At 41.9% G+C, this 23709-nt stretch carries 24 protein-coding genes and 1 tRNA gene; 11 read left to right on the top strand and 14 right to left on the bottom strand.

The window, feature by feature from the left end; genetic code table 11:
• Positions 1–152: 152 nt before the first annotated feature.
• On the bottom strand, positions 153–1106 hold the full coding sequence (locus tag B5Y40_RS19995; RefSeq protein ID WP_079688625.1) for a TerC family protein: 954 nt from the start codon (positions 1104–1106) through the stop codon (positions 153–155).
• Positions 1107–1639: 533 nt separating this feature from the next.
• Positions 1640–2047 carry a DoxX family protein gene (locus tag B5Y40_RS20005; protein ID WP_079688627.1) on the bottom strand — a complete coding sequence of 136 codons (408 nt, stop codon included), beginning with the start codon at positions 2045–2047 and terminating at the stop codon, positions 1640–1642.
• A 126-nt stretch (positions 2048–2173) separates the two neighbouring features.
• Here B5Y40_RS20005 and B5Y40_RS20010 point away from each other — a divergent pair, with 126 nt between their 5' ends.
• The 7 genes from B5Y40_RS20010 to B5Y40_RS20040 all read left to right on the top strand — a co-directional run bounded on the left by B5Y40_RS20010 (position 2174) and on the right by B5Y40_RS20040 (position 7043).
• A complete protein-coding gene (locus B5Y40_RS20010) occupies positions 2174–2512 on the top strand; it encodes a winged helix-turn-helix transcriptional regulator (protein WP_079688628.1) in 339 nt (112 codons plus the stop codon).
• A gap of 197 nt (positions 2513–2709) precedes the next feature.
• Positions 2710–3018 carry a c-type cytochrome gene (locus B5Y40_RS20015; protein ID WP_079688629.1) on the top strand — a complete coding sequence of 103 codons (309 nt, stop codon included), beginning with the start codon at positions 2710–2712 and terminating at the stop codon, positions 3016–3018.
• Between the two features lie 70 nt (positions 3019–3088).
• The gene (locus B5Y40_RS20020) at positions 3089–3601 is read left to right on the top strand and encodes an anthrone oxygenase family protein (RefSeq protein ID WP_079689274.1); all 513 of its coding nucleotides are present in this window, start codon (positions 3089–3091) and stop codon (positions 3599–3601) included.
• Positions 3602–3669: 68 nt separating this feature from the next.
• On the top strand, positions 3670–4293 hold the full coding sequence (locus B5Y40_RS20025) for an NAD(P)-dependent oxidoreductase (protein ID WP_079688630.1): 624 nt from the start codon (positions 3670–3672) through the stop codon (positions 4291–4293).
• 86 nt (positions 4294–4379) lie between these two features.
• Positions 4380–5195 (top strand): helix-turn-helix domain-containing protein, encoded by an 816-nt coding sequence (locus B5Y40_RS20030; RefSeq protein ID WP_079688631.1) that lies wholly within the window; start codon positions 4380–4382, stop codon positions 5193–5195.
• A gap of 76 nt (positions 5196–5271) precedes the next feature.
• Positions 5272–5907: an ABC transporter ATP-binding protein gene (locus B5Y40_RS20035; RefSeq protein WP_079688632.1), complete on the top strand. Its 636-nt coding sequence runs from the start codon at positions 5272–5274 to the stop codon at positions 5905–5907.
• On the top strand, positions 5904–7043 hold the full coding sequence (locus B5Y40_RS20040) for a hypothetical protein (protein WP_079688633.1): 1140 nt from the start codon (positions 5904–5906) through the stop codon (positions 7041–7043). The genes B5Y40_RS20035 and B5Y40_RS20040 overlap by 4 nt, the downstream gene beginning before the upstream one ends.
• Positions 7044–7058: 15 nt before the next feature.
• Here the strand turns inward: B5Y40_RS20040 and B5Y40_RS20045 are convergent, their stop codons facing one another.
• The gene (locus tag B5Y40_RS20045) at positions 7059–8087 is read right to left on the bottom strand and encodes a hypothetical protein (RefSeq protein WP_079688634.1); all 1029 of its coding nucleotides are present in this window, start codon (positions 8085–8087) and stop codon (positions 7059–7061) included.
• Positions 8088–8414: 327 nt separating this feature from the next.
• Between B5Y40_RS20045 and B5Y40_RS20050 the strand changes: the two genes are divergently transcribed.
• Together B5Y40_RS20050 and B5Y40_RS20055 are read left to right on the top strand one after the other, a co-directional pair.
• Positions 8415–9380, top strand: coding sequence for a DUF4097 family beta strand repeat-containing protein (locus tag B5Y40_RS20050; protein ID WP_079688635.1), 966 nt, complete (start codon positions 8415–8417; stop codon positions 9378–9380).
• Positions 9381–9596: 216 nt separating this feature from the next.
• Positions 9597–11522 carry an adenylate/guanylate cyclase domain-containing protein gene (locus tag B5Y40_RS20055; RefSeq protein WP_079688636.1) on the top strand — a complete coding sequence of 642 codons (1926 nt, stop codon included), beginning with the start codon at positions 9597–9599 and terminating at the stop codon, positions 11520–11522.
• A gap of 54 nt (positions 11523–11576) precedes the next feature.
• On the opposite strand, the gene B5Y40_RS20060 is transcribed toward B5Y40_RS20055, so the two are convergent.
• The 6 genes from B5Y40_RS20060 to B5Y40_RS20085 all read right to left on the bottom strand — a co-directional run bounded on the left by B5Y40_RS20060 (position 11577) and on the right by B5Y40_RS20085 (position 17526).
• Complete coding sequence (locus B5Y40_RS20060; RefSeq protein ID WP_079689275.1) at positions 11577–12575, bottom strand: aldo/keto reductase; 999 nt, start codon at positions 12573–12575, stop codon at positions 11577–11579.
• Between the two features lie 186 nt (positions 12576–12761).
• Positions 12762–13706, bottom strand: a complete 945-nt coding sequence (locus B5Y40_RS20065; RefSeq protein ID WP_079688637.1) for an AraC family transcriptional regulator — start codon at positions 13704–13706, stop codon at positions 12762–12764.
• An 86-nt stretch (positions 13707–13792) separates the two neighbouring features.
• The gene (locus B5Y40_RS20070) at positions 13793–15088 is read right to left on the bottom strand and encodes a PQQ-dependent sugar dehydrogenase (RefSeq protein ID WP_079688638.1); all 1296 of its coding nucleotides are present in this window, start codon (positions 15086–15088) and stop codon (positions 13793–13795) included.
• Positions 15089–15099: 11 nt separating this feature from the next.
• A complete protein-coding gene (locus tag B5Y40_RS20075; protein ID WP_079688639.1) occupies positions 15100–15267 on the bottom strand; it encodes a DUF1328 family protein in 168 nt (55 codons plus the stop codon).
• Positions 15268–15508: 241 nt separating this feature from the next.
• A complete protein-coding gene (locus tag B5Y40_RS20080; protein ID WP_079688640.1) occupies positions 15509–16276 on the bottom strand; it encodes a TIGR03915 family putative DNA repair protein in 768 nt (255 codons plus the stop codon).
• Positions 16273–17526 (bottom strand): putative DNA modification/repair radical SAM protein, encoded by a 1254-nt coding sequence (locus B5Y40_RS20085; protein WP_079688641.1) that lies wholly within the window; start codon positions 17524–17526, stop codon positions 16273–16275. The genes B5Y40_RS20080 and B5Y40_RS20085 overlap by 4 nt, the downstream gene beginning before the upstream one ends.
• A 179-nt stretch (positions 17527–17705) precedes the next feature.
• Here B5Y40_RS20085 and B5Y40_RS20090 point away from each other — a divergent pair.
• Positions 17706–17781: transfer RNA gene (locus B5Y40_RS20090), tRNA-Thr, on the top strand.
• Positions 17782–17911: 130 nt separating this feature from the next.
• Here B5Y40_RS20090 and B5Y40_RS20095 read toward each other — a convergent pair.
• The 4 genes from B5Y40_RS20095 to B5Y40_RS20110 form a co-directional block, all read right to left on the bottom strand.
• Positions 17912–18142, bottom strand: a complete 231-nt coding sequence (locus tag B5Y40_RS20095; protein ID WP_079688642.1) for a hypothetical protein — start codon at positions 18140–18142, stop codon at positions 17912–17914.
• A 16-nt stretch (positions 18143–18158) separates the two neighbouring features.
• Positions 18159–18875 (bottom strand): hypothetical protein, encoded by a 717-nt coding sequence (locus tag B5Y40_RS20100; protein ID WP_143785851.1) that lies wholly within the window; start codon positions 18873–18875, stop codon positions 18159–18161.
• A gap of 597 nt (positions 18876–19472) precedes the next feature.
• Positions 19473–21317, bottom strand: coding sequence for a DUF349 domain-containing protein (locus tag B5Y40_RS20105; protein WP_079688644.1), 1845 nt, complete (start codon positions 21315–21317; stop codon positions 19473–19475).
• 52 nt (positions 21318–21369) lie between these two features.
• The gene (locus B5Y40_RS20110) at positions 21370–21945 is read right to left on the bottom strand and encodes a YqgE/AlgH family protein (RefSeq protein ID WP_079688645.1); all 576 of its coding nucleotides are present in this window, start codon (positions 21943–21945) and stop codon (positions 21370–21372) included.
• Between the two features lie 288 nt (positions 21946–22233).
• On the opposite strand from B5Y40_RS20110, the gene pdxH reads away from it, so the two are divergent.
• Positions 22234–22875 (top strand): pyridoxamine 5'-phosphate oxidase, encoded by a 642-nt coding sequence (gene pdxH, locus B5Y40_RS20115; protein ID WP_079688646.1) that lies wholly within the window; start codon positions 22234–22236, stop codon positions 22873–22875.
• A gap of 39 nt (positions 22876–22914) precedes the next feature.
• On the opposite strand, the gene bshB1 is transcribed toward pdxH, so the two are convergent.
• Positions 22915–23634 carry a bacillithiol biosynthesis deacetylase BshB1 gene (gene bshB1, locus B5Y40_RS20120; RefSeq protein WP_079688647.1) on the bottom strand — a complete coding sequence of 240 codons (720 nt, stop codon included), beginning with the start codon at positions 23632–23634 and terminating at the stop codon, positions 22915–22917.
• Between the last annotated feature and the right edge of the window lie 75 nt (positions 23635–23709).

The following is a 23709-nucleotide window of genomic DNA, read 5'->3' on the forward strand; positions in this document are numbered from 1 at the left end:
TTTATTGCAGCAACAACGCCCGCAATGAAATATTGGGAGGCATTATTACAAGCGCCAATATAAAGTGTATTATTTACATTTCTAAACCAGGCAGTGAAAAATCTTTAGGCTTAATACCTCTTCATAATAACTTTTGTTGTTTCAGGAAACCATCACTTCTCGGTTGCGTTACCATCATCGGCCAATGTAGGATTGCCTTTCCGGGGCGTATCCAGGATTGATACAAGAATAGAAACCGCGAGGATAAACGCTATAATGAGCAGCGAAATATATACTGGAATTTTGAATATATCGGCAAGCGCCATTTTACTACCTACAAATATGAGAATAACGGCAAGACCATACTTTAAATGTTTGAAATACTTATCTATACCCGCCAAGGCGAAATACAGTGATCGCAAGCCAAGTATAGCAAAGACGTTGGAAGTATACACGATGAATGGATCTTCTGAAATGGACAGTATAGCGGGTATTGAATCCACGGCAAAGATCAAGTCAGTGCCTTCAATAACGATCAACACCAGGAACAGCGGTGTAGCCCAAAGCGCGCCATTATTCCGCACAAAGAATTTATCGCCCTGAAAGCTATTGGTAATCGGGATAACTTTTTTAACCAGCCGTACAAACACATTTCTTTCAGGATCTATTTTGGAATCAGAAGAAAACATGCGTATCCCGGTAAAAATCAAAAAGCCTCCAAAGATATAGATCAGCCAATGAAATTTATGGATCAATTCTATACCGGTAAAGATAAAAATTGCCCGCATCACCAGAGCCCCAAGAATTCCCAGGAATAATACTTTGTGCTGATGAGCAGCAGGCACCTGGAAATACGAGAAGATCATAATGATCACAAATATATTATCGATGCTCAGCGACTTTTCGATCAGGTAGCCAGTAAGGAATTGCAGAGCGAGGTCTGAATCAAAATAATAGTATATAAAAACATTGAACAGCAATGCGAGCACAATCCATACCCCCGTCCAAACCAGTGCTTCTTTTACGGACACCTCGTGACTCTTCCGGTGAAATATACCGAGATCAAGCGCGAGCATTCCCAGGACAAAGGCATTGAAACTAATCCACAAAATTGCTGTATCACTCATAAAGTAAGATTAAAGGTCAGATTTTTCATCCAGGTTATAACAAAGAAGAACGTGTATAGTTTTCAAATGTGGCCGCAAGCATATTACTATGCTCGTTGAAAAGATAGTTATTTACAATCAAACTTTAACGGACTTTGCTGCATCAACCCCAAATGTAGATCGCGCCCAATGCCTGAGCTCATTGGTATCGTTCTTTGAAAGTACCTTTATGCTCTTTTTGTACTCCTTTAAAAACAAATTTCTACTAAAGCTAAATTTTGTAAGAATCAATTTACAATACTCGAGCATACTGGTCTTAAACTTCATCGTCTATGGATTACCTTCTGCTTAAACACGTTGCCACTTTAAATTAGTTTCTAAAATCGTATTAGAATCCTCTAATGCCTTCATTAGAATAACTTAATCTAGCGCCTTTGATTTGTATACTATAGTTACACATAAAGTTATACATAAAAAAGAAGGCCTGACTCGTGTATACAAGTCAGACTTCTTTGTAAAACCTATGTGATACGCTATACGTCAACGCACCAGGATTATCTTGATTCGATGGGCGATTTGGTGAATCTTCCCCATGCTATAAATGCCGCTATGCATGCAGCTGCTATATTTAAACCGATGGCCGATGCCTCACCTCTTGCAATATGAAAAACTGAAGCGCATAGCATGAGTACAATACTGCCTATAGCAGCCCAGGGTGTGAGCCTTGGTTTAATACGAAGGAGTGACGGCAAGATCAACCCTAACGCTGCTGCTAAATCCACTATGCCGAGAAGCCGAACAAACCACGCAGGAACTTGTCCCATCCATGGCATCATCACCGAAATTTTAGCAATAGGTTGAAATTTCATGATGACACCCATCATGAACAATGCTGCTAATAATACCTGCGCGGTCCAAAGTATAATGTGGACTGCTTGCGAAGACTGTTGTTTACCGGTCATGTTTATATATTTTATTTATGGCGCTAAAGTACCTATACTTGCTTTCGGTTGGATAGCGCTTCCACTTTGGATAGCGCTATCCAAGGCGATAGTAACGCAGCACCACAACACTATATATAAAACACTATGCTATCAAAAGGAGGATGTCCAAAAAACGCTCTTTCTATCCGAGATGCTCTGGAAGCCCTGGAAGGCAGATGGAAACTACTCATATTGTTTTCACTATCGACTGGCAACAAACGCTTTAAGCAAATATCAAAAGAAGTCCCCGGGATTACCGATAAAACGCTATCCAAAGAATTAAAGAACCTGGAAGGCAATAAACTGATCACCCGAAATGTATATGATACTTTTCCTCCCACGGTAGAATATTCGATTACAGCACACGGCAAGTCTCTTGAAAAGGTTATGGATGAACTACATTACTGGGGGCTGGCACATCGAAAAAAAATTATGGGCAAGTGATCGGTTATCGTGTAGCGAAGCGTCATGAACATCGCTATAATGTCACATAGCGTCCTTAAAAAAAACAGCCTGTCGTTACAGGCTGTTTTTTTGTGATCCGGTTTAATAACGGCCAATACAAAAGACACAACCACTCTCCTTGCCGGTTTTGTTCTATTTTAAAAATCTCCGGGCCCATAGTCTTGCTAAAAAAAACTATGACTGGGAGTATCGCTTTTTTATTGTCGCTGACTTTTTATACAACCCTGTACGGCAATACTTTTACAAGACCACAGGATGCAACAGGTGTGGCGTTGTATAAACAAAACTGTGTTCGTTGCCACGGTGCCAATGGCAGGAAGGGGTTTCTGGGAGCAAAGGATTTGAGCAAGAGTATACTTGCTGATTCTGAAATCATTCAAAAAATCCGAAATGGAAAGGGATTCATGCCATCCTTTAAAAAGAAACTTTCCGTTGGCGAAATCGAAGCTATTGTTGTATTTGTAAAAGGCCTACGGACAAACTGATCTAGATATTTATAACTTCATATTTACATTTATGTCTTATTCCAGTGAAAGATCCATACCCATTATTCCTATGATTACACCCTCCAATATTCTCCTGGTGATTACTGCTACCACTACTGCGCTCATTGCCGGGCTTTTCTTTGCGTGGTCATGCTCGGTAACCATTGGACTTGCACGCGTGACGGATATAGTATACATCACAGCCATGCAGTCTATGAACAGGGCTATACTGAATCCTGTATTTCTATCATGCTTCCTGGGCACCGCCATACTTTTACCGCTCAGCACATATATACACTATTCACCTGCTACCCTATCCCGTTTTTGGTTTCTGCTTGCAGCTTCAGTAGTTTATATCATTGGTGTACTGGGTGTAACGATGGCCGGTAATGTTCCCTTAAATGAATCACTCGATGCCTTTGCATTATCATCCGCTTCTGCTTCTGAAATGAGTTTACAGCGAGCAGCTTTTGAAGGCAAATGGAATTTTCTCAACACCATCCGCACCATTGCCTCTACCCTTTCCATTATACTGGTTATTATAGCGTGCCTGGCTCCTGCCCGACCGGAGTCGCAGTTATAGGCCTGCCGGTTTTGTTCTATTTATACTTTGCGTGCCGTGCTAGTTTCGCTTCAAATAATTTATACTATATGAAGATACTCATTGTAGGATCAACGGGAAGTATTGGTCTTCAGCTTGTAGAACAAGCACTCGAAGCACGGCATACCGTAACGGCCTTTGTGCGAAATCCGCAGAAGCTCACCATCAAACATCCGAACTTGATTACAGCACAAGGCGATGTGATGGATCCCGGTTCACTCCTAAAAGCGATGCCTGGTCATGAGGCAGTCTTGTGTGCATTGGGTGCCGGCAGAAAAGGGACGATACGATCGGCTGGTACAAAGCATGTTATCGAGGCGATGGAAACTACAGGTATAAAACGCTTTGTATGCGAAACATCACTCGGGGTTGGCGACAGCCGTGGCAATCTTAACTTCTTCTGGAAATACATTATGTTCGGAATGCTTTTACGCGAGGCGTATGCCGATCATCAATTACAAGAGCAATACATTATGCAAAGTACATTGGACTGGACAATCGTTCGGCCCGCAGCGTTCACAGATGGTCCGCGCACAGGTATATACCGGCATGGCTTTCCTGGCGATGATAAAACGATCACAGCTAAAATTTCGCGCGCAGATGTCGCCGATTTTATGTTGAAACAATTAAACGACACTACATACTATAGGAAGACACCGGGCTTATCCTACTGATGCAGTATATTGGATGTTTGGAATAAACCTGCCAACTTTGCTGAACCTTGCACGCATGAATTCGTTTCTACGGCAAGGTTCAGCACATGAAGTACAACCAAATACAACCCCCGGGCTACCTCAAAGGTTACGTTCAGCATTTCTGGACGCTGGAGAGTTCGTGTGATGATGTTGTACCCAAAACATTTGGGCCGGTTGCTGACGGTTGCCCTGGATTTATATTCCGCGAATCCGAAAGCGGAGCTTTTTACGATGCCGATAAAGGATCGTTACCTGCGCTATTTCTATACGGGCAAACTATAAAGCCGCGGGAGATCAATTCAAAGGGAGCTTTCAAAACGATTGGCGCTTCGTTCTATCCCAATGCGCTGAAATCGATCTTCGGTTTCAATGCCGATGAACTTACCGATGGTTGTATTGACCTAAATGCAATGGCTGAAGAGCAAGGCGTTTACCTGGTGGAGAATCTTTTAAACACACCTTCCACGCAGCGCCAGATTGAAATACTATCCTCTTACTTTTTTGTTCAGATTCAGAAGAACAAAGTGTCCACGGATAAAGTGATGCAGTATATCATTTCGGAAATCATTGCATCCAAAGGAAATATAGCCCTAAAGACACTACAGGAAAAAACACAATTATCAGAAAGAAGTTTTGAGCGCAGGTTTAAACAATGCGTTGGTATCACGCCTAAACTATTTTCCCGCATTTGCCGCTTCCAGGCATCTATGCATCAACTGCGCACCAATCAATACTTAAAGCTCTCTGACATTGCTTTTGAAAACGGGTACGCAGACCAATCGCATTTTATAAGAGCCTTTCAGGAGTTTGCCGGTTACTCCCCAAACCAGTTTCAAAAGCAGTGCAATGAAGTAGTGGCAAACTTCCCCATCATTAAATAACGGGATGAAATATATCTCCCTAGTATTGTAACAATTCCTTTCCGGTGCTGACTAATCTGTATATATACATCTATGCATGTTGCAGTTTGAAAGGTACAGCAAGTCCTATAGCGGCCGTCTTGTTTTAAAGATTGACAGGCTAACCCTGGAGCCCGGTATTTACTGGATCAAAGGCGTGAACGGATCTGGCAAGAGTACATTTCTAAAAACGATCGCTGGCCTTCTTCCCATTGAGGGTGATATACTTTTGAATGATACACTTCACCTCAAAGAACAACCGGTTGCCTTTCGAAGGATTGTAAACTTTGCGGAAGCTGAACCTATATTTCCGGGATTCTTAACGGGAATGGAAATGATCCGTTTGTTTGCATCTGCCAAAGGCGCACCCCTTAACACCACTTCCCATTATATAGAGAGCATGAGTATGGCGCACTATATCAACGAACCGCTGGTGACCTATTCGAGCGGCATGTTGAAGAAGCTTTCACTGGTGCTTGCATTCATAGGTGAGCCCACTTTGATTCTACTGGATGAACCCTTGATCACCATGGACACTGCTTCGCTGGCTATATTGTATACCTGGATCACTGAAAAGCACGCCAATGGAAAAACAAGTTTTCTGTTGTCATCACATCAGGAGCTGAGTGTAAACACTTCTATCACTCTAAAAGAAATATTGATTGCAGATCAGACGTTAACATTTGCCGGATGATCCGCTCTCCGCTCACAAATATATTGCTAAAGATTTTTGTCAATGGATTTTATCGTGTTCATGCAGGCTTTCTTACACTGCTTTTCGGCACTGTAATCTGTTATTGTTTTTTTATAATTCCATTAAACCAAACGCATCTTTCTCCACAAGACCGTATTCTTGAAAACCTGATCTTTACTCTTACGTTGCTTAGCTCTCCACTCGTAATGGCTTTGGTTTTCCTCATCTGGTTATTCTACACGTTTAAAAGCTGGCAATATATAGCACGACAGCTGCGCGCAGAGAGTCACCAATTTTTATTTTACAGTGTTACCGCATTTTCGAAAGCGAGGCAATTTCAAAGCTGGTTCGTTATACAACTCGTCATCTTATTGCCTGCTATAGGGTACGCATTAATGACCATTACAGTCGGGCTTATCTTTGAATATTATTGGGTACCGGTTATTGCTGTTATATATCTGATCGCATTGGCATTGCTAAGTGCGTGGATCTACGTTCGTCTTACCAACGAGTTACCCAAGGAAGTTAAAGGTCACACGCTCTTGCTTCGATTTACAGGATCCTGGAAGAAGCCATTCTTTAGTTTATTCTTCTACCATATTGCGGACCGGCTGAAGATCATGTATAGCGTGACCAAAACATTATCGCTGTTAATGCTCGTTTGCCTGTCGTACTTTTTTAACGATGTTACCGGACTGCGTTCAGCGGCCATAATCATGCTGATAGTCAGTATGACGCACGTAATGCTGGTATACCAAAGCCAGGTTTTTGAAGATACTTTTTTAAGTTTTGCCCGTAACTTTGCCTATAGCCGGATCAGGCTATATATAAATTTTATAATCCTGTATAGTCTGCTATTACTACCGGAAGGCATAATACTGTTGACGTACTTCCCTCCTTTTGTTGCCGCAGGATTATTCCTGTTCACCTTAAGTATACTCGTCTTATGCCGGTGCCTTTTATATAGACCCGGGATAACGCTGCGTGATTACCTGTGGTGGATTACGATCCTGTTCACCGGATATTTTATACTGGTGTTGTTCAATCAATGGTCGTGGCTGGGATTTTTTAACCTGCTGATTTCTTACTTTGTCTTCCATAGAAATTATTATGAGACAGGAAATAGTATGCTGTGATTGCAAACCGTAATGTTACATCTTGAACTTATAATCGTCCAGGGTGATCCAGCTAAACCGATAGGATACACCGAGTTCAAGCATAACTCCCGAAGCTGGCTTCAAATCAAAAAAGACAGGACGAATGGCAGCATGGAAATTCAAGTAATGACTACCCATGGCAGGATTGCCATAGTAAGTATAAAGATTGTCCTTCCCGACTTGTAATGAGTAATGTAATACTATACCGGGGCTGAATCCTTTTGCCATAATATAGTCTTTATCCTTATTATTCACTTTGCTGGAAATATTTTGCATCGCATAACATAGTTCGACTTGTGCCAGCCATTCGCTACGTTCCTTTTTGTGCAGGGACTTGTTGATGCCAGCGCCCAATAGAAGTGTTGGCGAAGATTTATCAAGTTCGCGGGTTGTGTTTATCGGATACGGTTTTTTATGTGAATTGCCGTACAGGTTCATCACCAACCCGGCACCAATTCCGTTCTCACCTACATACATTAAATCAACTTTGAAACCACCGCCTGTTTTTAGATATTCCTGGGCGTTGCCTGCAAAACTATTAACAACTGCACCTAAAAGTATATCCATACGTCTTCCTGATTTATGTATATACTCAAAGTCATCTACCGTTAACTTCTCCGTATGCGTATAGCGGGATAGCCGCTGCCGCTGCATGGTATATTTCGGAAATTGGATCTTTACAAAATAGATAGAGCTTTGCGCCTGGCCATTTACGATGCGTGGATAAAAATCGGGTAGTGGCTGTTGGTTTTTGATACTATCGATAATAACCGGGTCGTTTATACCATTCACTTCTTCGAGTGTGGCTACGCCTTCCTCGGAAATGCTATAAATGAATTCGAGGGGGACGTCTTCGAGGCGTTGGCGTTGTTCCGGAGTAAAATCGATCTTATAATATAAAAGCGCTAAATTATTCAGACCTCCCCGAGGCCCTGCAGCCGTATTTACACTGTCCGCATCCTGTGCTCTAAGGGAAACATGCAAACCTATTATGGCAAGCGTACAAAACAATAACTTCGTCATTCTTAATATACTTAAAATACATCCGGAGAAAGGGGCTGCGAAGATATACAAAAAACATTTTTCAATGCCGTGTGCGTTGAAATATAGTGAAGCTGCGTGAGGGATGGAGGCATTTGTATGAGCTCGATGTGGCTTGTGCGTTGGACAGCGAGTGCCGACAGCCCGACCCTGAGGTACGAAGGGGCACGCCCTCGTTAAAAAAAATCCGGTCCTAAATAAAAAAGCAAATAAATACTGACCGATAATGGAATTCCATGCAACCTATTACTCCGGGAGGCGTCCATTCTGTAGTTGTAAGTATTTAAGTAACTCAAAATCAATTTCAATATGAAGACATTAACATTATTTTTAATGTGTTGCGTTTTATCTGTCTCCACGGTATGGTCGCAAACTCCGGAATATTCTTTCAAAGAGAATTATGATCTCGCAGGCCAGGCTCAACTGAAAATATCATCAGCGGATGGCAACATTGATGTGGTTGCCGGGAACGGTAAAACTGCAGAGGTGCTATATATAGTGCGCAAGCATAACAAGTTGCTTAAGATTGATCGCAAAGAACTTGAAAAAGAATTAACGGTTACGGTAGTGCATACCGGCAACAGCCTGGAAATCGCTATAAAATACCCTAAAGAATTTAGCTTTAATTCGAAAGACCGCATGCGGGTTGACTTTGTGATCTCGGTGCCAAAAGAAACTTCGTGTGACCTTCATACTTCGGATGGAAATATATCGCTTGCGGGCCTGACTTCGAACCAGCAGTGTAAAACCAGTGACGGGAACCTGAACATCACTGCCGTGATGGGCAATGTAGTTGGAAAAACTTCGGATGGAAATATCGAGGCACGTGAAATTACAGGCACAGTAGATGTGCGCACCAGTGACGGAAATATAGTATTGGAAAATATTCAGGGTGATGCACAGTCTGTAACCAGTGATGGAAATATAGCGCTGACAAAAGTGAATGGTGATATTTCGGTGAGTACTTCGGATGGCGACATTTCTTTCCGCGAGCTTAGTGGTTCGCTGAAGGCTTCATCTTCGGATGGAAATATTCGTGGAAGTATAGTGGGCTTAAAGAAGTCGCTGATCGTGCGCACCAGTGATGGGAATATAGATGTTACCATTCCAAATAAACTTGGTCTTGACCTGGATATTAAAGGTGAATCTTTAAATGTTCCGCTTGCTAATTTCTCGGGTACATCGGATGAGAAGTTTATTCATGGCAAAATGAACGGTGGCGGAATTGTGGTTAATCTTTCTTCGGAGGGTAATGTTTCGTTGGCTTATCAGTAGAGAACTCTTGCCCGCAGTTCACAGATTTACGCAGATAATGCATTGGAGTGTGCTTTTATGCGGGAGTGAATGGATATATAGTGTTGCAAAATTCTGGAATAAAATAATCGGAGATATAATTTTCAAAGAGTACCTTTTAGGGGTGCTCTTTTTTTGTTGCTCAATAGCGCATCTTCTGCTGGTCTTATCTCGTTGTCATTGTTATTTTTACAGCTTATGCGACAACTTGCGGCTATACTTTTTGCAGACATGACGGGTTATACGGCTTTGATGCAAGAGAACGAGCAACTGGCACGTGCCAAACGAAAACGCCTCAAAGATGTTCTGGATGTAGTAATCGAGAAACATCATGGCAAAACGATTCAATATTACGGTGACGGCTCCCTGAGTATTTTTAACAGTGCGATCGACAGTGTGATGTGCGCCATTGAAATTCAGCATGAACTTCAACGCGAGATCACTGTTGACTTGCGCATTGGTATTCATATTGGAGACGTCATTATTGAAGACGAAGCAATCTACGGTGATGGTGTCAACCTGGCCTCCAGGATTGAGTCGCTCGCTGTATCCGGGAGTGTGTTGATCTCTGAAAAAGTTTTTGACGAGATCAGAAATCAAAGTCACATACAGTCGCGGGAGCTTGGCTACTTCGAGATGAAAAATGTAAAGACACCTGTTCGTGTGTTTGCCATAACCAATAGCGGTATCGTTGTACCGGACCGTGCCGAGCTGCAGGGCAAAACAAAACAGCCGGTAAACAGACTGGCGGTGTTGCCCTTTGTGAACATGAGTGCTGATACTGAGAATGAATATTTCAGCGATGGCATTACCGAAGAGTTGCTGAACGCCCTTACCAAAATTGACGGATTACAAGTTACCTCGCGCACTTCTGCCTTTGCCTTTAAAGGTAAAAATATTGATATACGGGATATAGCCATCCAGCTGAACGTTGACAAAGTACTGGAAGGCAGCGTACGCAGAGCGGGTAATCGCGTGCGTATCACTGCTCAGCTTATCAATGCTGCCGATGGTTATCACCTCTGGAGTGAAAATTATGATCGTCAGCTTACTGATATATTTGAAGTGCAGGATGAGATCAGCAACATCATTGCCAATAAGCTACGCGAAAACCTGACGGCCTCGCAAACATCGCATCACGTAAAGTCGCCTCCCGCACAGAATGTAGATGCTTATACCTTTTATCTCAAAGGACTACATTATTGGAACCGCGTAACGCCTGCCGATATGCGTAAGGCGATTGAATGCTTCGAGCAGGCTATAGCACTCGAACCGGATTATGCACTTGCCTATGCTATGACTGCTTCTGCGTATAGCCACCTCGGTGCAGCCGGACAGATGTTGCCGGATACTGCGTTTGAAATTGTTCACCGCTATGCTGACAAAGCGTTAGCGCTGGATCCTTCCATAGCAGAGGGACATATAGCGAAAGGCGGGGCGTATTTATTTTATAACTGGAAATGGAAGGAGGCATATGAAGCGCTGCAGAAAGCAGTTGCACTAAATCCCGGTGCTACCACGGCTTATAATTTACTGTCGCTATACTATGTAACCGTGGGGCAAAAGGACCAGGCGCTTGCCGTAATGGAGAAGGCTGTAAAACTGGATCCATTGTCACCGATGATTAATCAAGCCCTGGGTAATATATATGTATACCTGGAACGCTATGATGATGCGATCCGTCAGGCGGATAAATTACTGGAGATCGATCCGCAGATGCGGGCAAGTCTCGAGCTGAAGGCCTGGAGCCTGGGTATGAAAAATGAATGGGAACGTGCGCTCACACTTTTTGAAGAGATCCACCGGTTAACGAACCATCCTCTGAAAGGACTTATGGGCGTTGGATATGCTAACGCTATGCTCGGGCGATCTGCTATAGCATTAGAATGCATTCGTAAGATCGAACAGCGACAGGCAGAAAACCCTGAACTGGTATTGGATGCTGATCTGGTGGGAATCTGGTATGCGCTGGGTGATTACGACAAAGTCTTTTATCACATCATGCGTTGTGTTGAAAAACGTGTGGCTCCTGTCAGTTTATTCCTGGAGTATCCTGTCTTTGCAGGGTTGCGTAAAGATCCGAGGTTCCGTGACCTCAAAGAGAAGATGGATATAAAGATGTGATTTACGATATATATCAGGACGTTTTTTTCAGACCATCCTGATATATATAAAAAGCTATCGCATGCCAACCCAATGCGGGTATATCTTTTTCTGTTCGCTGGCCGCTTCCAGCTTCATTACCTGTTCGGCTGTCAAATTCCATCCTACGGCCTCGAGATTTTGGAGGAGCTGCTGCTCGTTGCGTGCACCGATCACCACATTGGAAACCGTTGGCCTTTGCAGCAACCAGTTTATAGCAACCTGTGGAATGGTCTTGCCGGTCTCAGAAGCCACTTCTTCCAGAGCATTGATCACGGTATATAAATAGTCATCGGATACTTCCGGGCCGCCCGCTGCACCTCCTGATTTAATGCGACCTTCCTGCAACGGTTGCCCTGGACGAATCTTTCCCGTTAATCTCCCCCAGCCTAGCGCGCTCCACACCATCAGGCCTATATTCTGATCTTTTGCCAGCGGCATAAGCTCCCATTCGTACTCGCGACCAATGAGCGAATAGTATCCCTGATATATAGCATAGCGGGCCAGGCCATACTTCTCGGAAGTAGCCAGCGATTTCATTACCTGCCAGGCTGCAAAGTTTGAGCAACCTATATATCTGATTTTTCCACTGGCAATCAGATTGTCAAGGGCAGCAAGGGTTTCTTCTACCGGTGTGAACGGGTCAAAGGCATGCATAAAGTATACATCTATATAATCGGTGCCGAGTCTTTTAAGACTCTCCTCACACGCCTTGATCAAGTGGTAGCGCGATGAACCTTTAGCATTGGTATCCTCGCTCATCGCAAAACTTGCCTTGGTTGAAATCAACGCCTTATCGCGTCTGCCTTTAAGAGCTGCTCCTAGAATTTCTTCGGAAGCCCCCAATGAATATACATTGGCAGTGTCAAAGAAGTTTACACCACGTTCAAGACAAATGTCTATGAGACGCGATGCTTCATCAACGTTGGTCTCACCCCACTTCTTGAAAAAATCATTCGTCCCGCCAAATGTACCCGTGCCTAAACTCAATACAGGGATTCTTAATCCTGAGTTTCCTAATTGTCTGTATTCCATATTTACTTTTTTGTAGTTTGTTTTAGTATTGCCTGACTTCATCGCCAAGCTTCCTGCCTACAAAAGTGGAAGGGACAAAACTTATTTTTCAGGATATACTACGGATAGGCTGGTACTTTTTACAGGGAGAGATAAAAGTATTGTTGTGTTTCAAACCGATCACCAGTCAGAGTATAATAGCAGCTGTTACTGCTTACCATGCCTTGACCTGAACTCCACCGGAGTGAGCCCGGTTTGATTTTTATAGTAACGGGAAAAGTATGATGGGTCGTCATAACCGAGACGATACGCTATTTCACTTATACTCTCCGATGAATGCTTCAGGATCATGGTAGCTTGCTTGATCAGGTGATCTTTCACGAGCTGCCCTGCAGATTTACCGGTCAACGTTTTTATAGTATCATTTAAATGATTCTGCGAGATTCCCAACTCATCGGCATAGTCTGCGATCTTTTTGAGTTTGATGACCTTGCCTTCATTCAGCGTTTCAAAGTCACGTATATATAGCGTTGTAAACGCCTTCAGCAGTCGTATAGCGGCATGACTTGTATCCGTGACCGCAAATGTATCGGTGCCGTATTGAGCATATGCTTTATTGAGAATTACCTGCAGGTGACCCCGGAGTATATCATCGGAGTATTCGCTTCGCTGGTTGTGTTCTGCTTGCATAAGCTGAAACATCGTCTGGTAGTATTGCGCTTGCTCGTCTGTTAACTGGAACACGGCATTCCCATCGATTTGAAAGAATGGCAACTGGCTTAAAAAATGTTTACGCTCTCTTCCAAGATTAAAGTAGTCGTCAGAAAAAGAACAAAAATAACCGAGCTGTTCTTCTGCTTCCGCTTGCCATGCACTCACCATACTGGGCCCGAGAAAGCAAAGCATATTCTTCCTGATATAATGCTCCTGTAACCCGAATGTGTGAACACCCTCTCCTTCTGTAACCAGGAAAATCATATAGAAATCAAGACGATGTGCCTGGATTGACCCTTTACAATTACACCTGAAATGAATATCGAAATATTGCGTTCCGGCAGCAAGATCCGTTGAAGAAAGTTTTGGTACTGTATCAAAATATACTTTACCAAATGAATTGCTTTTGTATAGTGGTATATTCTGGTCTTTGATCATCGGGGTAAATTATAAATCTTTCCTACAGATTTTTAACTAACCCGTTTAAACGAAAGAAAATTCCCGCATACATTTTTAATGACAATTCATTGTCGCGCAGCACTCACCTTCCATACAACATTGCTCACGTCATCGGTTACTAACAACGAGCCATCGTCGGTTACGATAACGCATACCGGACGGCCATGCACTTTTTCCTTATCCAGTTCTGCTATAAAGCCGGTGAGGAAATCTTCTTCTTTACCCGCAGGTTTACCTTGCGCGTTAAAAGGAATAAAAATTACTTTATACCCTGATAGTACAGACCGGTTCCATGAACCATGCTGTGCTATAAATGCACCGTGATGATATTTTTCCGGGAAAGACGTTTTATCATAAAATGCTAAACCCAGTGAAGCGGTGTGAGAGCCTACGTCAACATCGGGCTTGATATATTTCTCTGCGATTCCAGGTTTCGGATCTTTTACCCGATCATCAATACGCCCATGGTATATCCAGGGCCATCCGTAAAATCCGTTCTCTTTTACGCTGGTGAGGTAATCGGGTACCAGGTTGTCACCTAATCCATCACGCTCGTTTACAACCGTCCACAGTACATTCGAGCCTGGAGCCCAATCCATACCAACCGGATTACGCAGTCCACTGGCATATACTCGAAAGCCCGAACCATCGGGACTCATCTCCAGGATGTCTGCACGCAAAAATTCTTCCTTGATTCCTTTATCGGCAATATTACTTCCCGAGCCAACGGCTATATATATCTTGGTGCCATCTTTACTGGCTATAATATTTCGTGTCCAATGCTGATTTACTTTTCCGGCAGGAAGATCAACGATCTTCTCTCCCTTTCCTTCAATCGACAATTGTCCTGCTTTATACGGATAACGCCACACCGCATCAGTATTGGCCACGTAAAACCAATCTCCCAATACAAGCATGCCGAGTGGCTGATTTAATTTTTTCAGAAATATTTGTCTTACCTCCGGTATACCATCACCGTTGGCATCACGCAGTATAGTGATACGGTCAGCGCTGTTTTTTAAATTATTGGATTTGGAAGCTCCGATAATCCAGCCACCAATTTTCTTCAACAACGGGTAATTGGAATTACTTTCTGCTACCAGTATATCTCCGTTAGACGTTGTATATAGCCACCGCGGATTTTCAAATTTATCAGCAAAACGGGTAACTGTAAAACCGGATGGAGCTTTTGGAGTCTGCCCTTCCTTCCAACCGATCACATTACTAAAGTTCATAGAAGATTTAGTAGCATGCGGTGGAGGAAGGCTATCAGACTGACTATTATTCGTCTGCTGCTTTGTTTGTGAAAAGCTTTCGTGTACAAAGAAGGCCACGAATAATATACACAGGATCGATTTCATCTTTGTTATACTTACTTTTTAAAGAGTGTAGCACCAAATGCTATAACAATTACAAAAGCTATAATGAAGATGAAAAATAACACCTTGGCAATGGATGCAGCACCTGCCGCGATTCCACCAAATCCAAATATTGCTGCTATAATGGCAATAATAAAAAAGATAGCTGCCCAGCGTAACATAGTTTTAAATTTTAAGTGATTAAATAATTCTCGTTCAAACTATTTTCATAGTCTCCATGAACACTTTAAAATGTTATGCCACCCGTACAAAAACACGATTCAGCAAACAGGACGAACGGTTTGAGTAAATGAGCAAATTACTCTACAGCAAAAGCAGGAAGCGCTTACTATATACTTCGCGCTATAATTTTACCTTCAGGATCACTTCGATAGAATGAACAGGTATAATCATAACGGATTGCTACTGCTTCTCAACCAGATATTTCCAATAGCGAGTAGGTACATGCCGGATATGAAGCTTGCGGTTATTACGTGATTTTATATTGACGTGATGGAAATATTCTTTCCAAAGCGCTTGATACGCGACCTCCTCCTCATGGCACATCGAAGCCGGAAGAAATTCATGCTCCGCTTCTTGCATTAGCTCCATAAAGATCTCTTGTAGAGTAAAAGCGTCTTTATTATAGTGAATACCATAATCGCGTTTCTTGTCATAGATGATCCAATGCTGGTCGGCATAGCGTTCTTTAAAGTGACTTGCTATTAAAGGAATTACGTTGTAATCTGGCTCGATCGATGCATAGTATAGATCATCCGCTGTTCGCTGGAATCTGACAAACGCTTCCATGCGATGCTTCTCATGATAAACCTTACGAGCCGTTTGCTGAACCGTTAATACGGCCTTGTGCCCATAATCTTTTTCCACGTTGTGATCACTATCAAAAATATGCCGGATATATACCATGAGTGTATCCTCTATGGTGGAAAGCTCCGAAAGGAAAGCGGTATATAATTCAGTCCGCTTGATCGCAGACACTTTTCGTTTTATCCCGTTCCAAACACGTTCTGCTTTTTGGTGATCCGAGATGATGTTCAGTGGCTCGCCTTGCAGTATAGGCTGATACAATTCTTTTCGCACAATCGTGATTACTTCGAGTTTGCGTTCATATACTTCAAAGACGGCAGTAAGCAGTCCTTCAAAGCTTCCGTCATATACCAGATGCATCATGCAAACATGGAAAGCTGTGGTGACAACGTACTGGCATACTTACTCTGATGCAATATCTGCTGACGTAAAACGGTCTCATTTACATCGCGCGGTATATATTCTGTACTTTTACAAACCACAAAATGCTTTGCACGATTAAAGGCAATTCCCATAAGACGAAGTTCGTTCCATCCTAATTTTCTAAAACGCCTCGCCTGTACAATTTTTTGCGCAGAGCCAACACCAATACCCGGAATGCGGAGAATCATTTCATATTCAGCTTTATTTATATCTACCGGAAACTGGTGCAGATTACGGAGTGCCCAACTTAATTTAGGATCAATGTCAAGATCGAGTTGAGGATGTGATGGATCAACTAATTCGTTTACAGCAAAGCTATAGAAGCGCAAGAGCCAATCGGCCTGGTATAAACGATTCTCGCGAATGATGGGCACAGGCGTGCCGAGTTGTGGCAATCTATTGTCGTTGCTGATTGGAACATAACCGGAATAATATACTCTGCGAAGTTTATATTTTTTATAGAGCGCACTCGCTATCGACATTACCTGCAGATCATTTTCGGGGCTTGCACCAATAACCATCTGTGTGCTTTGTCCTGCCGGAGCAAATGCCGGTGTACTTCGAATGATCTTCTTCTCTTCGGCAAATGCGGTGATGCGTTCACTCAAAAACGACATCGGCTTAATGATATCGTGTTTATTTTTTTCGGGCGCTAATGCCTTCAAACTATTTTCAGAAGGGAGCTCAATGTTTACACTCAGGCGATCTGCATACAACGCCGCTTGCTGTACCAGTTCTTCACTGCAGCCCGGAATTGTTTTCAGATGTATATATCCGTTGAACGCATGAACTGTGCGGAGCTCCTTCGCGACACGCACGAGTCGCTCCATGGTATAGTCCGGATTTTTAAATATACCGGAGCTAAGAAAAAGTCCTTCAATATAATTTCTCCTATAAAAATTAATGGTCAGTTCAACAACCTCCTTCACAGTAAAGCCAACGCGCTGCACGTCATTACTCTTTCGAGAGACGCAATACGCACAATCATATATACAGTAATTAGTAAGCAGAATTTTCAGAAGCGATACACATCGTCCGTCTTCGGTATAGCTATGACAGATGCCTGTCTGTGTTGTACTTCCCAGTCCTTTAGTTTTATTACTACGCGTGCTTCCGCTGGAGGCGCACGATACATCGTACTTTGCAGCATCCGAGAGGATCTGCAACTTCTCTTGTATTCTTTCCCACATGAATCAATCGGTCTTTTAACAAAACTAATATTTTTAGTTAATTGATTTTTAACAACTAATTATTTTAGATAAAAAAATTCAAGAAATTTTATAACTAATTTTGAAGAAAGATTTGCGGAAATGCATTCTTGCTTTATTTTTGCACCCTCATTTAGCGCAGATGGCGCTGAAATCTGAAAGCCTCCTTAGCTCAGCTGGTAGAGCAACTGACTTGTAATCAGTAGGTCGTTGGTTCGATTCCGACAGGGGGCTCCAAAAAAGCGGTTTTTCAACCGCTTTTTTATTTTAAATCCATTCGTAAAGTGAAGGACCAAAAAAAGCCATTGTTCAATCACAAGGGCTTTCTTTTTAGATGGACTTTTTTATAGGCTTCTTTTGATATTTATCACATTAACTGTTCATTTCGCTTTTTCATCATTCCGAAGATAAAATTGAACAGTGCTTCAATCGTTACGATTAAAATGCCAAGCACCGGTATAAGTACAGTTACGATCAGCCGAAGGATCTTATCCTTCATTGATAATCGCCTCGTATATACTATAATTAAAATGCTCGCAATGAACGCTAACACATAAAGGGTGGCAATGGTTCTGATTTGATTCTCTGTTATAAACATATTATATAAACTTAAATTATGTCGCGCTATTTCCTGTGCACTTAAATGTCGAAATGGTAACACATCCAATGCTACCTGTTACGCAACTTGTGCTCGTTCCTAAATATCGGCAACCATTAGCAGAAATCCCACTTGAGCCGGAACGTACCGAAGCCTCATGATCTACAGACTCTTCAGCAGTAAAGCCCCATCCAACAGTATATCCATAGTAACTATCTGCCTTTGCCTTAATGCTACCACGGTTCACTTTGTAGTCAGAATTTATTCTAACTTCGTTCAATAAATTGGATGCCAAAATGATAGCTAAATGCTGTGTTGGGTTTAATCCTTGGCTCACATCTACATCTTGGCCATCTAAAGTTAATGATACAAGATTTTTATTAGCATCAGCAAGTAAGTCAATAGCACCAACATTTTCTATCGTGGCTGCAACCTGGTAAGTTTTATTTCTGTGCTTTATCACAGTTACACTGGTCTTGTCAAGATTTATACTATGACCGTTGATCGTTGTACTGCCGGCAGAAACTGAAAAGTGAAATGTGTTGCCTTTAGATAAGCCTCCATTTTCCAGGCTAGTTATACCAAGAACGGCACTCAATTCAGAAACATTTGATTTGCTGGTGGTGAAAGAAAGTTCATCAGAATTAAAGTCATTCGATTTCGTTTCTTCTTCGCTACAGTTTAATAATCCAAACAACATACATAACAGGATGAGTAAGGGTGTTTTCTTCATAACTTTTAATATATACTATATTTATCCTACTCTATTCAGGCTTTTCGGATCCACCTTTACGCCAAAGTAGTATATATTATAAATATCGAACAAGCTTAACTGTGAGATAGTTAAAAGAAAAAATATAGGTATGTATTCAAGTTACCAGGGTACTTAAATATATACCTATATATTAGTTAGAAAAATTAAATGTAGCAACACATTATCATTACCCACGTGTACTACCTCTGTCTCTCTGATAGATGAGAAGCACTTTGTTCAGCATGCGTGAGCCAAACAAGTGTCGGCCAAGGTGAGTAACGTCTCATCCGCTTCGATTCCGACAGGGGGAACTCAAAAATTTCATCTGATGCCAGTTCACAAATTGATATTGAAGTGGAATTAAAATAAAAAAGGAAGTCACCACTGATGACTTCCTTTTTTTATTCGTCAGGTATATCTACAACCCTGTTTATAATTTATTTCGCTTTCAATAAGACTCTTACAAGCACAAGAAGAGTTTGTAGTAAGTGTTTTATATATCCTTCTGATAAAAGCGATTATAACGCTTTGTATTGCTTAATGGAGACAAACTCTCACCAAGCTTCATCACACTCACTAAATTGTTTTAAGAAGCTTTAATTGATCCTTCAACTGCTTGAGGTGTTCTGTTGCTTCTTTGATCTTATCGTTGAATTCGATGCGAACACTTTCTGCGTTTTGTGATCGTGAGAAGAATTCAAGATTATTTTTCCAAAGTGAAATGTCGTTTTCAACTTTGGAGATCTTTTTACGAATAGCCTGCTCCTTCTGGTAAATCTTACGATCGGCCATCGGATCATTCTTCAGATCACTCAACTGATTTTCAAGCAACAGTTTGCTCTTATCATTTTCAGTGAAGCCCTCAATGTGACTAACGAATTTATCAACTGCTTCATGATAGCGGTTTCGAATTGCGTTGATATCTTTTCGTGGCACAAAGCCTATCGCATTAAATTTATCCTGCAATTCTTTTAGCACCTCAGCCGTGGCAGTACCGGCTGCAGCATGGCTCTCTAAGATCGTGCAGATATCTTCCTTCAGCTTGAGATTCTCAGCTTGTTCATTTTCAACTTTGCCGTGTTGTGTTCTTCTTTGTTCAAAGAAGTGATCGCATGCATCTTTGAATTCTTTGAAAACTTTCTCGCGGAATTTTTCAGGCACGGGTCCTATGTCCTTCCACTTCTGTTGCAGCACTTTTAATTCATTGGAAGTTTTCTCCCAATCATTACTCTCCTTGAGGAGATGTGCTTTTTCTACCAGTTCATTTTTCAATTGCAAATTCTTCTCGCGCTCTTCATCGAGTTTTTTGAAGAATGTATTTTTATTATTGAAGAACGTTTTAAATGCGCCCCAGAATTTCTTGTTGACTTCTTTTGCTTTTGCACGTGGCAGTCCTCCTATAATTTCCCAACGTTTTTGAACATCAAGAATTTCTTTCGTCTTCTGATTCCACTCTTTAATGCGATCAGAGTTAAACGTGGCAAACTCCTGCACATCATCACTAAGCTTTGCTTTCAGGTCAAGATTGCCATGGAGTTCTTGCTGTAACTTTTGAAGGTATTGATCACGCTTTGCATATATAGCATCGGATGCTGCCTTGAAGCGTTGCCATACATTCTCCTTATCATCTTTGGGTACAGGGCCAATGTGCTTGAACTCATGGTGAAGTTCATTCAATTCACGTATAGCATCTTTGATGATCTCTACGTCCGCGAGCTTTTCAGCACGAACACAAAGTTCTATTTTCGCCTCGAGGTTTCTTCTGCGATCGAGTTCCTTTAATTCGAAATATATACTTTGATTGTCATAGAAACGATCTACCAGTGCATGGTAGTTGGCCCACAATGTTTTTGCCTGTGTACCAGGAACAGGACCGATCGACTTCCATTCTTTTTGTAGTTCTTTGAATAATTCGAACTGCGCGTCCGAGTTCTGCGAGTCTGCCAGTACACGAATCTTCTCTAGCAGCTCCTGCTTTCTGCGAAGGTTATCATTCTTCTTTTCTTCAAGCTGACGAATGTGACTCGTCTTTCTATCGCGAATGAGTTTTATATTGGCGTCAAAGATAACATCAGACTCATCTCCTTTATACTCGAAGTCTTCTTCTATACCTCCGGATGCTATAAACTTCAGCAATGCTTCTGCTTTTTCTTTCTCGCGTATATCATCATACAACGGCTTTACTTCGCGAAGTATACTATCAACACGTTTAAAGTTATCGTCTTTGGCAAGATCCTTAATGACGTTGGCAAGTTCATGCTTGGAGAAGTGACTATAGTCTACATGTTCTTCTTCCAGGTGCTCATCCGTTGAGTCATGATGATCTGCTAAATCTATTTCGGAGTGTAATGTATTGCCCAGGTTCTCAGCTAACCCGGCTTCCTGTACATTTTCCTCTCTGTTATCTCTTTCCATTTCCATGGTCAATAAACGTTCTTTAATACGCGCGTAGCGTAAATTTAATTAAAAATGCCTAATTCATGCGCGGATCGACCGGGTAGTTGGAATATATCGAAAAACGACCTCCCATACTGTCCAAAGCTTTTTTCCACATCATGGAAGGTTCCGTGTCAAAAAGTAACTCGTCCGTAGCATAATCACATACGATCCAGGAGTCTTCTTCGAGCTCGGCATTTAACTGCCCTGGCCCCCAACCACTATATCCAAGATAGAATCGTATATCCTTTGATTGAATTACGGTTATATCAATTTGTGATATCAGAGTTTCAAAGTCACCTCCCCAATATACTTCATTCCAAATTTTAACAGCACCTTCCAGCGAAGTATTCCGGTGAAGAAAATGTAATGTATCCTGTTGTACAGGACCTCCAACATAAACGATGTCTTCGAGCTTTTTGATATCTTCCATCACTTCGCTCACTTTCAGTATCGATGGCTTGTTTATAACAAAGCCAAATGATCCTTCTTCGTTATGTTCACACAACAATACTACGGTGCGCTCAAAATTTGGGTCCGGAAGAAAGGGCTCTGAAATTAACAGCCTTCCCTTCTCAGGTTTTAACTGATTTTTATATCTGAAAAACTCCATTCGTTAATCTCTTGCTTGAATAATAATTCATCAAATGATATATGAATAAAATACTTCGCCCTCATCTGTGCAAATTTTATTTCCCTTCAACGCTGTGTTTACAGGAAGCGTCTCTTAAAACGATTGCTTTTCAGACCAAAAAGTTTTTACTACCCACGAGGTTTCTTTCGCGTCTTTAAAATCTAATTTTGAGAGAAGAAAGCAAAGTATCATGTTTACACACTGATTAATATCAGTGACTTCAATGTTGTGTTTTTATAAACTTACGAACTTCAAAATTTAGAATGAATGCTTACTATCTCTGATTTACGAAAAGAATATTCAAAGGCATCGCTAGACATAACAAGTGTACAGAGTGATCCGGTTAAACAATTTGAGAAATGGTTTAACGAGGCAGTACAAGCGCAGGTGCCCGAGCCCAACGCTATGAACCTGGCTACGATAAATGCATCTGGAGCACCCTCCAGCAGAATCGTGTTACTGAAGGGTATAGAGAACAGTAAGCTTGTGTTTTATACCAACTATCAAAGTTCGAAAGGAAAGGATCTTGAAAAAACACCAGCCTGTGCGTTGACATTTTTCTGGCCCGAGTTAGAGCGCCAGGTAAGGATAGAAGGGATTGCAGATCGCGTTGATCCGGAACGATCCGAGAAATATTTTCAAAGCCGTCCGAGAGGATCACAAATTGGAGCATGGTCATCACCTCAAAGTGCAGTGATTAAAGATCGTGCTCTTCTTGAAGATCGGGTAAAGCAAATTGAAAAGAAATTTGAAGGCAATGAAATACTTCCTAAACCTCACCAATGGGGAGGCTATGAAGTGGATCCGATATTAATTGAATTCTGGCAAGGCCGCCCAAGCCGACTACACGACCGAATACAATTCACAAAAGTGGATGGCTCCTGGAAGATATATAGGTTAGCTCCTTAATTCACGGAGCTAATCTCATGTATATACCTTTGATCAGTATTATACCAGATCGAAAAGATTATCTACTCCCAGATATCGTCTGGTAGTATAGCCTTCACCGTGCTTCACTCCTAGCGCATGACCAAATTCCAGCGCACGTGATTCCACCATTTTTAAAAATGCAGGACTCGATATATAGGTCTCCGGCTCTTCACTGTTGGGATCAAAGAACTGAGTTTTAAAGGCTTTGATTGCTTCAATTTTTGTATCCCAATATCCGGATATATCTACTATGAAGTCGGGTTCGATAAGCTGGCTTTGAATATAATGATATACCACTTTAGGGCGCCATGCATCTTGCTTTTTGCCTTGCTCATCGGTTGTTTCAATCTTCACTAACCCGGAGAGAAAGCAGGCGTCATAGGCAAGTGATGCTCCTTTACCATGGTCTACATGACGATCATATATAGCATTGCATAACACCACATCAGGCTTGAACTTACGAATGACCTGAATAACTTTTAACTGATGATCAGAATCATTCCGAAAAAAACCATCTTTCAGTCCCAGGTTTTCACGGACCTTAACCCCTAAAATTTTAGCAGCATTAGCAGCTTCAACGGCACGGGTCTCAGGTGTTCCGCGCGTTCCTAATTCGCCTCGTGTAAAATCGACCAATCCAACTTTATGTCCGAGTGATACATGCTTTGCAATCGTACCTCCACAGCCAAGTTCTGCATCATCAGGATGTGCGGATAGTACAAGTATATCTAGTTTCATGAACGATCTGGTGGTTTATAAAAAACAATGATTGCAGAATGAACCTACACTCTGCAATCATCTCTATATTCTCTC

It is taken from the genome of Ohtaekwangia koreensis (assembly GCF_900167975.1).
Taxonomy (GTDB): domain Bacteria; phylum Bacteroidota; class Bacteroidia; order Cytophagales; family Cyclobacteriaceae; genus Ohtaekwangia; species Ohtaekwangia koreensis.

What these genes read in the sequence shown, in the direction of transcription:
- B5Y40_RS20040 (WP_079688633.1), top strand. Translation starts at nt 5,904, where the DNA reads ATGATCCGCTCTCCGCTCACAAATATATTGCTAAAGATTTTTGTCAAT.
- B5Y40_RS20065 (WP_079688637.1), bottom strand. Translation starts at nt 13,706, where the DNA reads ATGATCAAAGACCAGAATATACCACTATACAAAAGCAATTCATTTGGT.
- B5Y40_RS20110 (WP_079688645.1), bottom strand. Translation starts at nt 21,945, where the DNA reads ATGGAGTTTTTCAGATATAAAAATCAGTTAAAACCTGAGAAGGGAAGG.
- B5Y40_RS20085 (WP_079688641.1), bottom strand. Translation starts at nt 17,526, where the DNA reads ATGTGGGAAAGAATACAAGAGAAGTTGCAGATCCTCTCGGATGCTGCA.
- B5Y40_RS20100 (WP_143785851.1), bottom strand. Translation starts at nt 18,875, where the DNA reads ATGAAGAAAACACCCTTACTCATCCTGTTATGTATGTTGTTTGGATTA.
- B5Y40_RS20105 (WP_079688644.1), bottom strand. Translation starts at nt 21,317, where the DNA reads ATGGAAATGGAAAGAGATAACAGAGAGGAAAATGTACAGGAAGCCGGG.
- B5Y40_RS20010 (WP_079688628.1), top strand. Translation starts at nt 2,174, where the DNA reads ATGCTATCAAAAGGAGGATGTCCAAAAAACGCTCTTTCTATCCGAGAT.
- B5Y40_RS20035 (WP_079688632.1), top strand. Translation starts at nt 5,272, where the DNA reads ATGTTGCAGTTTGAAAGGTACAGCAAGTCCTATAGCGGCCGTCTTGTT.
- B5Y40_RS20075 (WP_079688639.1), bottom strand. Translation starts at nt 15,267, where the DNA reads ATGTTACGCTGGGCAGCTATCTTTTTTATTATTGCCATTATAGCAGCA.
- B5Y40_RS20055 (WP_079688636.1), top strand. Translation starts at nt 9,597, where the DNA reads ATGCGACAACTTGCGGCTATACTTTTTGCAGACATGACGGGTTATACG.
- B5Y40_RS19995 (WP_079688625.1), bottom strand. Translation starts at nt 1,106, where the DNA reads ATGAGTGATACAGCAATTTTGTGGATTAGTTTCAATGCCTTTGTCCTG.
- B5Y40_RS20020 (WP_079689274.1), top strand. Translation starts at nt 3,089, where the DNA reads ATGATTACACCCTCCAATATTCTCCTGGTGATTACTGCTACCACTACT.
- B5Y40_RS20015 (WP_079688629.1), top strand. Translation starts at nt 2,710, where the DNA reads ATGACTGGGAGTATCGCTTTTTTATTGTCGCTGACTTTTTATACAACC.
- B5Y40_RS20050 (WP_079688635.1), top strand. Translation starts at nt 8,415, where the DNA reads ATGAAGACATTAACATTATTTTTAATGTGTTGCGTTTTATCTGTCTCC.
- B5Y40_RS20025 (WP_079688630.1), top strand. Translation starts at nt 3,670, where the DNA reads ATGAAGATACTCATTGTAGGATCAACGGGAAGTATTGGTCTTCAGCTT.
- B5Y40_RS20005 (WP_079688627.1), bottom strand. Translation starts at nt 2,047, where the DNA reads ATGACCGGTAAACAACAGTCTTCGCAAGCAGTCCACATTATACTTTGG.
- B5Y40_RS20060 (WP_079689275.1), bottom strand. Translation starts at nt 12,575, where the DNA reads ATGGAATACAGACAATTAGGAAACTCAGGATTAAGAATCCCTGTATTG.
- pdxH (WP_079688646.1), top strand. Translation starts at nt 22,234, where the DNA reads ATGCTTACTATCTCTGATTTACGAAAAGAATATTCAAAGGCATCGCTA.
- B5Y40_RS20045 (WP_079688634.1), bottom strand. Translation starts at nt 8,087, where the DNA reads ATGACGAAGTTATTGTTTTGTACGCTTGCCATAATAGGTTTGCATGTT.
- B5Y40_RS20030 (WP_079688631.1), top strand. Translation starts at nt 4,380, where the DNA reads ATGAAGTACAACCAAATACAACCCCCGGGCTACCTCAAAGGTTACGTT.
- B5Y40_RS20095 (WP_079688642.1), bottom strand. Translation starts at nt 18,142, where the DNA reads ATGTTTATAACAGAGAATCAAATCAGAACCATTGCCACCCTTTATGTG.
- B5Y40_RS20080 (WP_079688640.1), bottom strand. Translation starts at nt 16,276, where the DNA reads ATGATGCATCTGGTATATGACGGAAGCTTTGAAGGACTGCTTACTGCC.
- B5Y40_RS20070 (WP_079688638.1), bottom strand. Translation starts at nt 15,088, where the DNA reads ATGAAATCGATCCTGTGTATATTATTCGTGGCCTTCTTTGTACACGAA.
- bshB1 (WP_079688647.1), bottom strand. Translation starts at nt 23,634, where the DNA reads ATGAAACTAGATATACTTGTACTATCCGCACATCCTGATGATGCAGAA.